Below are 14,175 nucleotides of genomic sequence, written 5' to 3'. Positions count from 1 at the left end.
TTTTTTATAGCGATAAATACTTCAATTCGATGACAATCTGATTGTAAGCAGATACATTTTCGAGATAATCTGTTTTAATTTCGATGGCATTTTCGAGGCTTTGCAGGTATTGGAAGTAGTTAATCTGACCCAGAGAGAAACTACGATCTGCCGCATTGTAAAGTAGCCGGAAAAGCTCTTCACCCGATCCCATATATACGTCAATGGCTTCACGGTATTTAACCAACTCATTCTGAAGTTGCAGTTTACGATTATCGAGTTGCTTCTGATAATTTTCAAACTGAAGCTGAGCCACTTCCACAGCAATTTTCCCGGACTTAATTTTCGATTTCTGCTCTCCGAAAAATAGTGGAACACCAAGTCCAATTGTATAGCCATAATAGTTGTCTGCTCCTTCATAGCGGTTGGTTCCATTGAAATATCCCAGGTTTAGATCGGGCAGTAACCGGTTGCGTTCCACATTGACCATGGCATCCTGATGCCTGATATTTTCCTGGAGGAGGCGCAATCCCGGATTATAAACCGTTGGATCTGCAGGTGGCGTCAACACTTCAAGTGGCTGAAATGCGATGATAAAAGCGCTGTCGGATTGCATCAGTGCGCCAAGATAGTCATTGGCAATGGTCAGATCATGCTGCAATTGTCGCATCCGGGTTCTAATACGCTGGTGATAAGCTGAGGCGTTTAAAAACTCCAACTGACCAATAATGCCTTGCTCCAGCTTAAGTTCAGATGCCCGCGTATAACGAATGAAAAGGCTGTCAACCAGTTCAAATTCTGCAAGTTTATTCATCAGGAAAATGATGTGGTAATATTGCTGGGACACCTTTCTTGAAAGATCCAATTGTTGAATTTCCAGCCCGGAAGAGGCAATGGAAACTTCAATCTCATTGGCTTTCCGCATGGAGGTATAAACAGTCGGGAAAGCAAATCCCTGCTCAACTCCAAGCACACCGAGGGGGTAACCATTTTCAGCCATATTGTTCTGGTCGTATTCGTAATAAACACCCAGCTTGTCAATCTGGAAAGCAGAAGGAACCAGCGCTTTGGTTTGTTCCACGTTAAGAGCGGATGCTTTAACCTGCCGGTTGTTTCTCAATGCAGTCTCGATGGCCTGATCGAGCGTAAGCGAATTGGGCTGCTGTGCAAATAACATGGTTGAAGGCAGAATGAATACCAGAACGAGAAAGTGTTTTGCTGTGCGTGTGAATTTTAGTTTTTTCATATCAAAACCGGTAATATTGCTAAGAATGGCATAAAGCAGCGGCAAGGCCACCATGGTGAGCAGTGTGGAGGTGAAAAGTCCGCCGATTACAACTGTTGCGAGTGGTCGTTGCACTTCGGCGCCGGCAGAAGTTGAAATGGCCATTGGCAGAAAACCGAGGGCAGCTGCGGCAGCGGTGATCACTACCGGACGGAGTCGCTCGCGTGTTCCTCTTAGGATGAGTTCACGCATGTCGGTCATCCCATTTTCATGCAGTGCTTTCAGGTGCTCGATAAGCACAATGCCATTGAGCACTGCAACCCCGAAAAGTGCAATGAATCCAATTCCTGCCGACACGCTGAACGGCATGCCTCTCAGCCACAGTAGAAGTACACCTCCAACCGTGGCAAGTGGGATGGCCGAGAAAATCATCATGGCATCTTTGAGCGATTTGAAGGCAAAATGCAGGAAGATGAAAATCAGCAGCAGCGACACAGGAACGGCCAATTGCAGCCTGCGCGTTGCGTTTTGCAGGTTTTCGAACTGTCCCCCGTAGGAAATATAATACCCGGTTTTCAGTCTGATATTTTCATCAATAACCTGTTGAATATCTGTGACTACAGATTGCAGGTCTCTGTTGCGCACATTTACGCTTACCACCACCCGGCGGTGGGTGTTGTCGCGGGAAATTTTTGCCGGTCCGGTACTGTATTCAATATCCGCCACTTCACTCACAGGTATAAAACTTCCGTTCGGCAATGGAATGCTCAATCCCCTGATGTTTTCAATGTCAGTCCGGTAATCGCTATGGTATCTGACAACCAGGTCAAACCGTTTTTCTCCTTCAAAAACACTACCGGCGATCTCTCCGCCAAAAGCCATTGCGAGATTCCGGTTCAGTTCTTCGATGCTAAGACCATATAGCGCAATTTTTTGCCGGTCGTAGTTCACACTCATCTGGGGAAGTCCTGCGGTCTTTTCGAGAATAACATCTGCAGCGCCTGGGATTTCTTCGACCAGGTGCTTGATTTCACCGGCAATTTTGCTCAGGTAGTCCAAATCTTCACCAAAGACTTTAATGGCAATGTCCGCCCTCACTCCGGTGATCAATTCATTGAACCGCATCTCGATCGGCTGGGTAAACTCATACTCCACGCCGGGAATCACCGACAGGGCTTCCTTGAAATGCCCTGCCAATTCCTCTTTATTTTTTGTTATTACCCACTGTTTTCGGGGTTTCAGCTTGATGATCATGTCAATCTCCTCCATTGACATCGGATCGGTTGGCACCTCGGCTGCCCCGATACGGCAGACAATCTGTTCAATTTCAGAGAAATTGTCCATCAGAATTTTTTCCATTTGGGTGGTCATTTCCACTGTTTTGGAAAGTGAAGTACCGGTTTTTAAAACAGGCTGAATCACAAAATCACCTTCGTCAAGGGTTGGGACGAACTCTGCCCCCATTTTCGAAAAAAGAAACACTGTAAAAACCAGCGATACTAATGCCAGGCTTAATACGATCTTTTTGTGATCGTAGGACCACCGGATTACCGGACAATAGGACTTGTAAAGTATTCCTATCAGCCAGGTTGAAAGGTTCTTTTTATCTTCTTTCTGAGGTTTCAGGTACATCGAAGAAATGACGGGTAGCCATGTTAATCCGAAAATCATGGCGCCCACAATAGCGAGGCTGAAAGAGAGTGCCATCGGGCGAAACATCTTCCCTTCAACACCACTTAACACAAAAATCGGGATTAAAACTACCAGGATGATAACCTGGCCGAAAATGGCGGAGTTCATCATTTTTGATGCTCCTTCAAAACTCAGTTTATCCAAAAGAGCCTGCTTATCGTCGCCCTCAAACTGCTCCAGTTGATTTCGCCGGGTTGTGATCCTTACTGCGGTGTATTCGACAATAATCACTGCCCCATCAATGATAATCCCGAAGTCGAGTGCTCCAAGACTCATCAGGTTGGCATCGGCGCCCAGCAGGTACATCACCGAAATGGTAAACAGCAGCGACAACGGGATGATGGACGAAATGACGAGTGCCGGCCGGATATTCCCGAGAAGAAGAATAACCGCAAAAATCACGATTAGGCACCCAAGAATTAAATTTTCAAATACTGTAAAGGAGGTTCTGGCAATCAATTCACTGCGGTCAACAATCGGATTGATAAAAACACCTTCCGGCAGGTTCTTTTGCACCTCTTCCACCCGCTTTTTCACTGCTGTGATCACTTCCTTGGAGTTGGCATCCTTCAGCATCATGATCTGACCGAGGATTTTTTCCCCATCCCCGTTGGCAGTAATTGCCCCAAAACGATTGGCATAACCAAGCCTGACTTCTGCAATATCTCCGATCAGCACAGGAACATTCCCGTTCTTCTTTACGACCACCTGTTCAATATCTTCAACTGATTTCAATAAGCCGTCACCACGGATAAAATAGCTCTGGTTTTGCTTTTCGATGTAGGCGCCGCCCGAAACGCTGTTATTTTTTACCAGTGCCTCATAAATCTCGAGGATAGAAATATCCATGCTCCGGATTTTCTGCGGATCAATGGAAACTTCGTACTGTTTGAGAAATCCACCCCATGTATTTACTTCGATAACTCCCGGAATTCCTGAAAGCTGCCGTTTTACTACCCAATCCTGAAGTGTGCGAAGCTCCATGGTAGTGTAACGGTTTTCATATCCGGGTTTAACATCGAGGATGTATTGATAAATCTCGCCAAGACCAGTGGTAATCGGCCCCATTTCCGGTGTGCCAAATCCTTCCGGAATGTTTGCCGATGCTGCTTTTATCTTCTCGGCGATGAGTTGCCGGGGCAGGTAGGCGCCCATTGCATCCTCAAAAACAATCGTTACCACCGACAGCCCAAACTTGGAGATAGAGCGGATTTCCTCAACACCAGGCAGATTGGCCATCTCCAGCTCGACGGGATAGGTGATAAACTGCTCGATGTCCTGAGTCGAAAGATTGGGTGAAACGGTGATCACCTGCACCTGGTTGTTGGTGATGTCGGGAACGGCTCCCACTGGAATCCGTGTGACCGAAAAAATACCAAACGCTGCTACTGTTAGGGTAAAAATGATGACTATCAGCTTGTTCCTGATGCTGAAATTAATAATGCTATCTAACATGATATTTCAATTTCAATTATTTTGTGGCCAGTCAAAGCCATTGATGTGATCAGGTTTTAAGGGTTCAAAAGTAATCATTTATGCCTTCACTTATGACGAAAGGCACGAATAATAAAATAACCCATGGGGATGTATACTACACAAAGGATAAAGGGTAAAAACCAAATGCCCAATCCTGTTGATGCACCCAGAGCGGATCGGATCGTGAAAAACTCTATTAAAAAAAACACACCCAGAACAATCAGCTTCAACACCCTGATCATCCTGGTGGCAATGGTGTATTGGCGCAAGGCATTTTCTGCAGTGATTTTTACCGGGTAATTAAAAATGTGAGGGTAACGATTGATGATCGTCAATCCGATAAAAAGTACTGTTGAAAGGATGGGAAGGAACAAGACCGAAGCCTTGCTGCCATAGCCATCCGGCTGTCCTTTTAAGTCGAAATGAACAGGAATTGTTTCGGGAAGGATAGAGAAAGCGTAAATCACCAAAGCCCACAAGCCAACCAGGGTGATTATGCTGAGACCTTCGAGGAATTGGTCAGTGTTGGTAAATTCCGGTTTGATTCTGGGTCTTTTTTCCATTTGCAGGGCTATTTACTGGCATGCAAAGGAAAAAAATATTTTCGAAAAAGGCCTTGAGAACAGATGCAAACACCCTGAAAAATCAATCTGAATCTGGAGGAGACTGCTGCCCGCGTTTTTCCTGAATTCTATCCCGGAGTTCTTTGGCAAATTGTTGTTCAGCCCGAAGAAAAATAGCAACTTTGCGTGGAGGCAGGATTTCACGGAGGTCTTTAATCAGGTCTTTTCGTGCATCGAGAGCTGCTTCGGCATGTGCCAGCCGGCCATCAATCAATGCATCAATCTGGGTGTCATTCATGGTATCAAAAGCATCTGGTGAATCAGGCACCCAGTCCTCACGATCTTTTTTTAATTGGTCAAGCTTTGCCTGGTACTTATCATAAACCGGCCAAAATACCCTTGCTTCGGCGCTTGTTAATTGCATTTGCCTTGTCAGATATCTTGTTTTGATCAGCTCAATTTTTTCCTGTTGCCGGGGTCCGGGACCTGGCTGCGCTGATAATATTCCGGTTATAAATAAAAAAATGAAAACAATTAACGATTTTGTTAAAGACAATGTCTTTTCCATATCCTTGTTTTTAAAATTCAAATTCTTCCCATTCATTCAAATATTCCATGAGCGCTTCAAGTGGTATTTCGCCAAGTTCAGCGAATGGATCAATCATTTCCGATGTTTCGACAGTTTGTTCGTCAGGATTGAAATTGGTATCGTAAGGAACGACAAGTGCCAGTTGATCTTTAAGATCCACGATTCCGGCTGTTGTATCCTCAGGAACTACAACCTCCTTAATACGCTCGGTGATTTGCTGGCTGGAACTACCATTTCCATCCCGGAAGAAAAGAAAAACAGAGAGACCAATCAGCACCAGAAATCCGGCAGCAATCCCAAACCGTGTGTATCTCCCCAGGCTTTTCCCGGATTGATCCTTATGCTCCTCAATTCCGGCCATGATTTTTCCGGGCAAATCCTCGAAATAATTTGCAGGAATATCTGCAAAGGCATCAGCGTGACGGCCTTTCAGGTTTTCAAGTTTATGATGTGACAAATCATTCATTTTCTGTAATGTATTTTTCAATTTTCTTCACTGCATTGTGGTAAACTGCCTTGAGCGAACCTTCTTTCAGTTGGAGAATCCCGGCAATTTCGGTGTATTTCAGTTCGTTGAAATATTTCATCGAAAAAACCATCCGTTGCTGCACCGAAAGAGTTTTCATCGCCTGTTCGAGTTTTCTCTGAATGGCCTCGCCATCGGGGGCATCACTTTGCACAACGTCATCGGAAATTTCAGTATCAGAGCCCATAAAAAACAATTTCCTCAACTTCTGCTTCCTCAGGTGCTGCAGCGCCTCGTTGGTGGCAATTCTGAACAGCCAGGTTGATATTTCCGATTCTGCTCTGAACTCATGGATTCCGCTCCAGGCTTTAACAAACGTATTTTGTAGCACATCGTCAGTGTCATGGTGATTGAGCAAGATACTGCGGATATGGGCGTAAAGCCGCTGGCTGTGCTCCCGGACAAGATTCCTGAAATCGGCATTATCGGTTTTCAATCCTGGCTTTGTTCTTTTGGTTTATGCAAAGAACTGAGAAATTCCGGAGAAATCTGAAACTACTTTCTCCGGAATCTCATGTAAAATTTACGGAAGTCTGATGATGTAAGTGTTTTCGCCAATAGTTAGCGTTGCGATGTTATCGCAGGCGCCGTCGCCATAGTTCAGTATTCTGGTTGGGCGGTTGACCGGCACGGTTTCCACAATACCACTGACAATGTTGCTACATGAAGCTTCACGACGCAACGGTTCGGTAATAGTGCGGGTAAATCCTCCTCCGTTACTGTTGGAATGACTACCTGAACCGCTGATCAGGAATACGTTGTCAAACCATTCCGGCGTTTCAAATCCTTCGATCCATGTGCGCAAATGATCTGATTCCCATGAAACAACAACCCCTGTTTCAAAAAACGTGATGCTGCCATCCACCACGGTGCTGTATTCAGGCTGTCCGTTAGTGTTGGGTCCCAGGTTGGTCATCACTTTTGTCCCCTGAACATGGTTATCGTTCACATAATAATTTTCCATAGTATGGGTAATGATCGTTCCGGGTTTGTGATAGCGTCCGGTGAAAGTCACAATGATTTTCCCGCGTCTCCATTTCCCATCGTTACACAGGCAGTTTTCTTCGCCAAAATCAATGGTCATTACACGCGGCATCACGGTCGTATCCAACGTTACCGTCGCGCATGGACCAAGTCTCCTGATTGCGTCATCAGTTGATTTCAACTCTCCGGTTGCCTGTCCGAAGGCTTCGTCGGCAATCTCGCTGATCTCATCAAATGCGCTTTCGGCAATGGCATCGTTTTCAGCCAGGTTGGTTTCCGTTGTATCATTTTCATTCTTATCCTTTTCACAGGAAGTAAAACTGATAAGTACCAGCAGTGTGAACACACAAAACATTAATTTCTTCATTGTTTTTAATATTAAAAGTTTATTTAATGATTGAAATACGATCATTAGATGCAAAAGAAATGAAAAGGTTTATCGCTTGAGAAAAAAAACGAAATAAATTACTAAACACCTGGCTCCATTAACGAAGAAAACTGCGTCTTGTATAAAGTGCTTTCTAAAAAACTGCTGATTCTTTCATGAGTCACTAATTTCTAAATAGGTCATCAATTTATTATGCAAGATTTTTGGGCTGATTTCTTGAAAAACCATGTATTTTAAAATATTGTCTTTGTGTCCCGTACGCACCGGATTGTGTCTTCATGGCGACTCTCTGCGCAATAGCTATCTCACAAAGCCACTCAAAGAATCTCAGCATTGCACCGGGAGTATGGCTTCAGAAAAAAAACAATCCTCAGCAAATCAATATAATAGTTTGAAAAAATAACCAGATTTTTTTCATCTGTTTTTTGACAAAACACTATATTTGTCACATGAAAAAAATATCAATTATCCTCACGCTTTTTACCGGAATTGCTTTTTCCTTATTATCATCCTGCGAAGCGGACAAAAATAAAGACATTTGCGATGATACAAAAGAACAACTCATCGAAAAGTCATTTGTGCTTTCGGCCAAAGTACAATACCAGGATTATGAGCCTTACCAGGGAAAGGTCTCACTTTCCATATACAAAAGATATTGTAACAATAATGTTTCAGGAGCTTTTAACCGTGAAGGTAATTGCAATGAAGAGGGCTATTGGTTCACCGGCATGCAGTACATTTACAAGTTCGAAAACTCACTCGACAAGGTTGAAGTTGAATTTGAAGTGTTCAACATGCACACTGCCGAAAGCAAAAAAGTACACGAAACTTTTTACTACATCGACGTGCTTGATTACAACTATGAAGTGAACAAAACCTACGAATTTATCCTACCCTGGACAAAAGAGGATGAGGGAGGACAATAGAAGGGAGAGCACAGATCCGTGATATTGCTTTTAAGTTTGCTGTTTTCTACTAAAACCAATGATAACTACCTGGTATTAAGTGGTTTTACCTGCCTCAATACTTCGAAAGTCACCCGGTGAATCGGTCAAAAGTCAATCAATACTTTTAAGTGCTTCTAACTACGTACATCCAATTTCACAGGGCGCCTGTGACCACTACCAGAGCTTCAGTGCCGTTCAAACAAGGCTGCACTTTGGCTGGCATTTGCTTGTAAAGGTTGCAGTTTGTTTTCAAAATTATCTCCTTTGGATTAGAGACACTGCATCTTTTGGTTTCCAAATCAGCGGTAACAAAGGCAATTGCATTAAAAATCACTCATCTCATCAATGCATCAGGCCTTCCTGAAAACAGGATAAAGAATACTGTCTTTGATAACCAGCACGATGGCTATGACGTAAAAACTATCCATCAACATCAGGTAAATGAACTTCTGAACCTCTGAAACATAGAAACCGGATAGAAAAACCAACAATAGGATTTGTGCAAGATAGAAGATACCCAGATTTATCCCGAGCGAGCGCAATGCATCCCTTTTGCCAAGGACGAAAAAAAGGAAAAGCTGCCATGCAAGGATGATCACTGTGGGCTGCAACAGGCTACCGATTTTTTGCGGAAAGGAGGCCTTTCGTCCGTCAATCTTTGTGCGAACTCTGAACTGGTAGGTCTCGTTCTCTTTTTCAAGCTCGATATGGGTGTCAGTTTTGATGATGCTTAAAGCAGTGTTGGTTCCACCGAGCAGAAATTTAGTATATGCCTTTTCAAGTCCGTAAATCCACAGCGTATAAAACAGGATGGTCAAAACAATCAGGATCATCAGTTTGACAGGAGTTGATAATTTTTTAGCCATGGGATGATTAATTTATTGTTGTTGCTGCCGGAGTTTGCGGTCTGAATCTCCACAACCAGATAAGGAATACCAAAAACCCGAAGAGAACATTCCAAAGGTAATCGTGGATGCTGTCGAAGAGGTCGCCAAAATATATGGCAATGAAGCCCATGGTGTAGAACCGGAAGCTGTTGATTACAAATACCGATGCAACAAAAATCACCAGGGTGAGCAGCCGTTGTGTCCATTTTACGGGTGACAGCAAGCTGAGGCAAATCACGAAAACATAAAAATTGTAGGCTGTACATTCCATGATGACTTCCATCGTATAACCGCCGACGGTAATCATGGGAAAGCTACGGCTTTCCACGGGTATGAACAGCAGTTTGCCAAAAGCCAGGGCTGAATTTAAAGTGAACCTGACAAAAAGCTCCTGCACCTGGTCTTTGATGGCCGGTAGATGAAGAATTGCATTGGCAATGAACCAGAGTGCAACTGCGATCAGCAGCGGCTTGAACTGGCGCATAAACTGCCGGTAGGCTTCCTGTTTGACCTGCTTTTCCTTTTGCTTCGCTTTATCCTCCTCCTTGCTGCTTTTATATTGTCCGGGCTTTTGTGACATACTTATCGGCATTTATTGATTAAACTTTACGAACTCACTTTATGCGGCGAATATAGCGCAAAAATTTATTTGTATGTTATGCTCAATTTTTTGCAATACATATTTTAAAGTTCATAGTTTTGCACTCAGTTAAATCTGTTCAGCAATGATTTCCAATGAAAATCTTGAGGTAATCCTTTTTTCACTTCCCATTTACCAGTTGTTGTATTTCACCATTCAACTCATCTCTTTCAAAAAAACCAATTCTGCGCGCAGGTACCTCGGGTTGCTGCTGCTGAGCATGACCGGCTTCCTGTTGTTGAACGCACTTTACTATTCGGCAAATGAAACCCTGATGGTGTGGATGTATTTCATTTTCATCCCGCTCCTGCTCACTTTACCCCCTTTATATTTTCTGTACATCCTATCACTGGTTAAGGAGAAAAATCATCTCAGCACTATTTCAAGATTTATTCTTTTCATCCCGCCTCTGTTGGTTTTACTGTTGAACCTGGTAACTTACGGATTCAACTCCAACCATCAAAAGCTAATTTTTCTGAACACTGACGTTAGCCTTCTCAACAACCCAATCACGACAGCAAACTATGGTTTACTGGTGTTTTGGACCGGGGCAGGTTTGCTACTTATTGTCCAACTTGTGCTGGCAGCATTTAAAACGGTGAAACTTTTAAAAATGGAGCATGCGGCTGTTCAGATGCGTCCTTCACATTTACCCTACATGCAATTCAATTGGGTTTACCTCATTTCCTCGGGTTTATTTGTGTTTATGGTTGCAGCTGCGGCTCAACTTCTGGTTGTAAGCAATCAGACGATAGTTTCCGCGGTTGCTTTTAACCTGGTTATCCTTTTCAGCAGTGGTGTGGCGGGTTATTTTGCTATGAAGCAGGATGACCTGTTTACCCAGGTTTCACGGGTGGGACTGATCAAACCACCTAAGAAAACACCAGACAGGAATCATCCGGTATTGACCCAAATGGAAGAAAAAAAGGTAGTCCCGGATGATGGAGCAGGTGAAATCATCCGGAAAATAGAAACACACTTTTTGCAGGATAAACCCTATCTGGATCAACGTTTTGCGATCAGCGACCTGAGCCGTAAAACCGGTATTGGCAAAAACAAACTGACCCTGGTGATCAATGAAGTGATGGGAAAAAACTTCTACAGCCTGATCAACGATTACCGCGTGCGCGAGGCCATGGATATGATGAAGGCTAACGGCAAAAATTACACGATTGACGCAGTGGCCGATATGTCCGGTTTTCAGTCGAGATCATCGTTCTACGCCTGTTTTAAAAAATACACCGGGCAAACCCCGCGGGAGTTTATGGCCAACCTGAAGCAGGATAATCAGCCAACCGAAACCAAAAAAGCCTGATCCGAGCGACCATAAACAAAAAAAGCCGCTCCACAGGAAGCAGCTTTTTTCATCAATCATGAGAAAAATTCTTAGACCATCTTTCTAAAACGGATAGCCGTAAACATCACCATCAGGAAAATACCGAGGTAGAGCGCCCAGTTGGAGAGGGGGACTGAGGGGGAGGATACTTCTCCAAATGCAATGTTGTCGGCACCCTCAGAATAATAACCCAACGAAATAATATTAATCTCGCCTATTGGATCATCTGAAGCAACACCCCAGAAAACGCCCTCAGGATTTGCAGGTGACTGAACCGAGGCCAATAAATTATAATCGGGATCATAAATATCCACCTGACACAAGCCGTTGCCGAAAAACTCCTGAATATCCATACCGACAGCCTTTACCGGGGGATCAAACACGATACGAAAATTGTCAGCTAAATAATTAGCAACGATTGTCTTACTATTGTTTCCGGCATATTGCTCTCCAAGTATCGAAAATTCGTCTCCAAAGTCATTTGCAGATACCCAAAAACTTATTCCAGGCAGGATATCGCCCGGGTTAAAGTAAGCATTGTTAGAAAAAGCATTCAATGGATCTGGTATCACATCAATTTGAGCGTATCCTATCGTACTGTTTTCGAAGCCTTCAACCGGCAGTCCAGGGTGCTCTGCATCAAAAACTGCACGGTCAGTGTAATAATACATACTCCTTGTGGGAGTTAAAGGTTTTGCAGGTAAAACAGGGTTTTCTGACTGAAATTGAAGCCCTGAATTAACATAATCAATGAATGATTGAGGATCATCTCCTTTGTTTCTCTTCAGCTCTTGTGACTGAGTTAAAGTAAGCATTGAGATCATGAACATTGCAGTTAAAAGTATTTTTTTCATTTTCACAATAATTTTTGGTAATAAATTACCGGCAAATTTAAATACAGTTTGTAAGGAAATCATCATGTCAATCAAATTTTTTATTCTGGCAAATCCATGACGGACAAAGTTTTTTTTAATCCACTGAAAATCAATCGCTCCATTTTTCGGGAATTTTGTCCTTTTAAAGCCCAGACGGACAAAATGGATGGCCAGGAACGGGAAAAATGGGTGAATTGTTAATGGGAAAATGGTTAAAAATCAAACTTTGTTAATGGTTTGGGTAAAAATGTTTGCAGCCTGAGCCTGCCGGGATAGATGTGGCTCAGGCTGGAGCCTGGACCGAGCGACTACAAATAAAAAAGCCGCTTCGCGGGAAGCAGCTTTTTTCATCAATCATGAGAAAAATTCTTAGACCATCTTTCTAAAACGGAAATGCTACTATAGCAAAACTCCTACGGAGTTTGGGTTCGATCAATAGAGCGTGGGTTTATGCTACTATAGCGCAACACCTACGGTGTTGAGAAACAACCAGAAAATATTCGATTCAAAACCCGGTGCGGGTTTCAGCTATCGTAGGGAAAACGATTGCATCCACAATCCAAAAACCCGGTACGGGTTTTAGCTATAGTAGCAAAGGATGGATAAGAATAACAACAGAAACCCAGTATGGGTTTCAGCTATAATAGGAACAGACGGGAGAGAATGACAAAAGAAACCCGGTACGGGTTTCAGCTATCGCAGGATAAATGACCTATGCCGAACGACTACAAATAAAAAAGCCGCTTCGCGGGAAGCAGCTTTTTTCATCAATCATGAGAAAAATTCTTAGACCATCTTTCTAAAACGGATAGCCGTAAACATCACCATCAGGAAAATGCCAAGGTACAGCGCCCAGTTGGTAAGGGGGACTGAGGGTGGAATGGAATCAATTGTTACCTGAAAGGCCATCTCAGGTGTATAATTTTGTCCATCAAAGAAAATTCCTGCCGGGTCATTGGAAAACCAAAAAGTTCCATTGTCATTGTACACACTGTTTTGTGTGTGTCCACCAGTTTGATATCCCCCTATTGCAAATGGTTCACCCACTACTGTAGCGCAAAACCAATACTTTGATCCATTGGTTAAGATGGAAGCGCCGGGTAATACTGGCGAACTAAAAAAGGCCAATGTGCCTGTGGCTGCTGGAGCAAGAGAGCCGGTAGTGGCTAAAACATTCGTTGGATCGGGTGCACCTCCGTTATCGCCCCATATCTCGAAACGGATACTTGGAAGTGGAGTACCTAGATATCCCACCATAAGCCACATGCCTAAATCAATTGGTTTGCCATCACCAGGCGAAATAAAACTATTAGAGTACACGTATGTTCCCCCAATATTGTTGATCAATTGCCACCAAGGTCCCAAATCCGGTGCTTTGGTGAGCACTATTGAGGGAGCGCGAGATGCAGGATCAGATGGACTTACACGAACGGCTTGTGTAACCGCAAGCGATGAAATGAAACCAGTTGGCGCAACTTCATAAATAACTGAGACACCACTCCGGGTGTCCTGATTTGGTTTCCCACCTTGCTGATTTTCAGGTAAAGTCTGTGCCATTGTAGCAACTGCCAAGGCAAAAACAGAAATGAACACGAGAATTTTTTTCATAATTAAAATTGTTTAGTGAATAACTACCGGCAAAGATAATGTCAGGTATCCGGAAAATCCAAACAAATCACCGACAACTTTGTCCGTTTAAAACCCAGACGGACAAAGTTTTTTTCAACACACTGAAAATCAATTGCTCAATTTTTCAGGAATTTTGTCCGTTTAAAACCCAGACGGACAAAATGGATGGCGGAAGATGGAAAAATAGGTGAATTGTTAATGGGAAAATGGTTAAAAATCTGGCTTTGTTAATGGTTTGGGTAAAAATGTTTGCAGGCTGAGCCTGCCGGGATAGATGCGGCTCAGGCTGGCGCCTGAGCCGTATAGCGCAAAACGCACGAGAAGGTGGTAACGGATCTTCAGAAATACTAAAAACCTTATTCCTCCTTCCTCAACCTTAGTACACATCTGAAATCCCCAACTTTCACAACCTTATCCCAAAGGGATCCTCCAAAGGTTC

13 protein-coding genes are annotated in these 14,175 nt (G+C 43.5%); 2 read left to right on the top strand and 11 right to left on the bottom strand.

The features are described 5' to 3' along the window. Window positions 1–4 precede the first annotated feature (4 nt). The 6 genes from IH598_16860 to IH598_16835 form a co-directional block, all read right to left on the bottom strand. Window positions 5–4,351 (bottom strand): CusA/CzcA family heavy metal efflux RND transporter, encoded by a 4,347-nt coding sequence (locus IH598_16860; protein ID MBE0640187.1) that lies wholly within the window; start codon window positions 4,349–4,351, stop codon window positions 5–7. Window positions 4,352–4,437: 86 nt separating this feature from the next. After that, entirely contained in the window at window positions 4,438–4,935 is a 498-nt protein-coding gene (locus tag IH598_16855; GenBank protein MBE0640186.1) for a DUF1648 domain-containing protein, read from the bottom strand. A gap of 82 nt (window positions 4,936–5,017) precedes the next feature. Beyond that, complete coding sequence (locus tag IH598_16850) at window positions 5,018–5,503, bottom strand: hypothetical protein (protein MBE0640185.1); 486 nt, start codon at window positions 5,501–5,503, stop codon at window positions 5,018–5,020. Between the two features lie 10 nt (window positions 5,504–5,513). Continuing rightward, window positions 5,514–5,981, bottom strand: coding sequence for a hypothetical protein (locus IH598_16845; GenBank protein ID MBE0640184.1), 468 nt, complete (start codon window positions 5,979–5,981; stop codon window positions 5,514–5,516). Between the two features lies 1 nt (window position 5,982). Continuing rightward, window positions 5,983–6,486, bottom strand: coding sequence for an RNA polymerase sigma factor (locus tag IH598_16840; GenBank protein ID MBE0640183.1), 504 nt, complete (start codon window positions 6,484–6,486; stop codon window positions 5,983–5,985). An 87-nt stretch (window positions 6,487–6,573) separates the two neighbouring features. Further along, entirely contained in the window at window positions 6,574–7,401 is an 828-nt protein-coding gene (locus IH598_16835; protein MBE0640182.1) for a hypothetical protein, read from the bottom strand. A 470-nt stretch (window positions 7,402–7,871) separates the two neighbouring features. Here IH598_16835 and IH598_16830 point away from each other — a divergent pair, with 470 nt between their 5' ends. Continuing rightward, on the top strand, window positions 7,872–8,348 hold the full coding sequence (locus IH598_16830; protein ID MBE0640181.1) for a hypothetical protein: 477 nt from the start codon (window positions 7,872–7,874) through the stop codon (window positions 8,346–8,348). A gap of 371 nt (window positions 8,349–8,719) precedes the next feature. On the opposite strand, the gene IH598_16825 is transcribed toward IH598_16830, so the two are convergent. Together IH598_16825 and IH598_16820 are read right to left on the bottom strand one after the other, a co-directional pair. Further along, window positions 8,720–9,235 (bottom strand): hypothetical protein, encoded by a 516-nt coding sequence (locus IH598_16825; protein ID MBE0640180.1) that lies wholly within the window; start codon window positions 9,233–9,235, stop codon window positions 8,720–8,722. Between the two features lie 7 nt (window positions 9,236–9,242). Next, window positions 9,243–9,836 carry an exosortase/archaeosortase family protein gene (locus IH598_16820; protein MBE0640179.1) on the bottom strand — a complete coding sequence of 198 codons (594 nt, stop codon included), beginning with the start codon at window positions 9,834–9,836 and terminating at the stop codon, window positions 9,243–9,245. Between the two features lie 145 nt (window positions 9,837–9,981). Between IH598_16820 and IH598_16815 the strand changes: the two genes are divergently transcribed. Beyond that, window positions 9,982–11,211, top strand: a complete 1,230-nt coding sequence (locus IH598_16815) for a helix-turn-helix transcriptional regulator (GenBank protein MBE0640178.1) — start codon at window positions 9,982–9,984, stop codon at window positions 11,209–11,211. 71 nt (window positions 11,212–11,282) lie between these two features. Here the strand turns inward: IH598_16815 and IH598_16810 are convergent, their stop codons facing one another. The 3 genes from IH598_16810 to IH598_16800 all read right to left on the bottom strand — a co-directional run bounded on the left by IH598_16810 (window position 11,283) and on the right by IH598_16800 (window position 14,123). Then, entirely contained in the window at window positions 11,283–12,086 is an 804-nt protein-coding gene (locus tag IH598_16810) for a hypothetical protein (GenBank protein MBE0640177.1), read from the bottom strand. Window positions 12,087–12,893: 807 nt separating this feature from the next. Continuing rightward, the gene (locus IH598_16805) at window positions 12,894–13,715 is read right to left on the bottom strand and encodes a hypothetical protein (protein ID MBE0640176.1); all 822 of its coding nucleotides are present in this window, start codon (window positions 13,713–13,715) and stop codon (window positions 12,894–12,896) included. A gap of 231 nt (window positions 13,716–13,946) precedes the next feature. Continuing rightward, window positions 13,947–14,123, bottom strand: a complete 177-nt coding sequence (locus tag IH598_16800) for a hypothetical protein (GenBank protein ID MBE0640175.1) — start codon at window positions 14,121–14,123, stop codon at window positions 13,947–13,949. Window positions 14,124–14,175: the final 52 nt, after the last annotated feature.

It is taken from the genome of Bacteroidales bacterium (assembly GCA_014860585.1).
GTDB lineage: Bacteria > Bacteroidota > Bacteroidia > Bacteroidales > 4484-276 > RZYY01.
This window is presented reverse-complemented; position numbering and strand designations above follow the sequence as displayed.

Coding starts and splice junctions, on each gene's coding strand:
- IH598_16855 (MBE0640186.1), bottom strand. CDS start 4,935: ATGGAAAAAAGACCCAGAATCAAACCGGAATTTACCAACACTGACCAA.
- IH598_16850 (MBE0640185.1), bottom strand. CDS start 5,503: ATGGAAAAGACATTGTCTTTAACAAAATCGTTAATTGTTTTCATTTTT.
- IH598_16830 (MBE0640181.1), top strand. CDS start 7,872: ATGAAAAAAATATCAATTATCCTCACGCTTTTTACCGGAATTGCTTTT.
- IH598_16815 (MBE0640178.1), top strand. CDS start 9,982: ATGATTTCCAATGAAAATCTTGAGGTAATCCTTTTTTCACTTCCCATT.
- IH598_16805 (MBE0640176.1), bottom strand. CDS start 13,715: ATGAAAAAAATTCTCGTGTTCATTTCTGTTTTTGCCTTGGCAGTTGCT.
- IH598_16810 (MBE0640177.1), bottom strand. CDS start 12,086: ATGAAAAAAATACTTTTAACTGCAATGTTCATGATCTCAATGCTTACT.
- IH598_16835 (MBE0640182.1), bottom strand. CDS start 7,401: ATGAAGAAATTAATGTTTTGTGTGTTCACACTGCTGGTACTTATCAGT.
- IH598_16820 (MBE0640179.1), bottom strand. CDS start 9,836: ATGTCACAAAAGCCCGGACAATATAAAAGCAGCAAGGAGGAGGATAAA.
- IH598_16825 (MBE0640180.1), bottom strand. CDS start 9,235: ATGGCTAAAAAATTATCAACTCCTGTCAAACTGATGATCCTGATTGTT.
- IH598_16860 (MBE0640187.1), bottom strand. CDS start 4,351: ATGTTAGATAGCATTATTAATTTCAGCATCAGGAACAAGCTGATAGTC.
- IH598_16800 (MBE0640175.1), bottom strand. CDS start 14,123: ATGTGTACTAAGGTTGAGGAAGGAGGAATAAGGTTTTTAGTATTTCTG.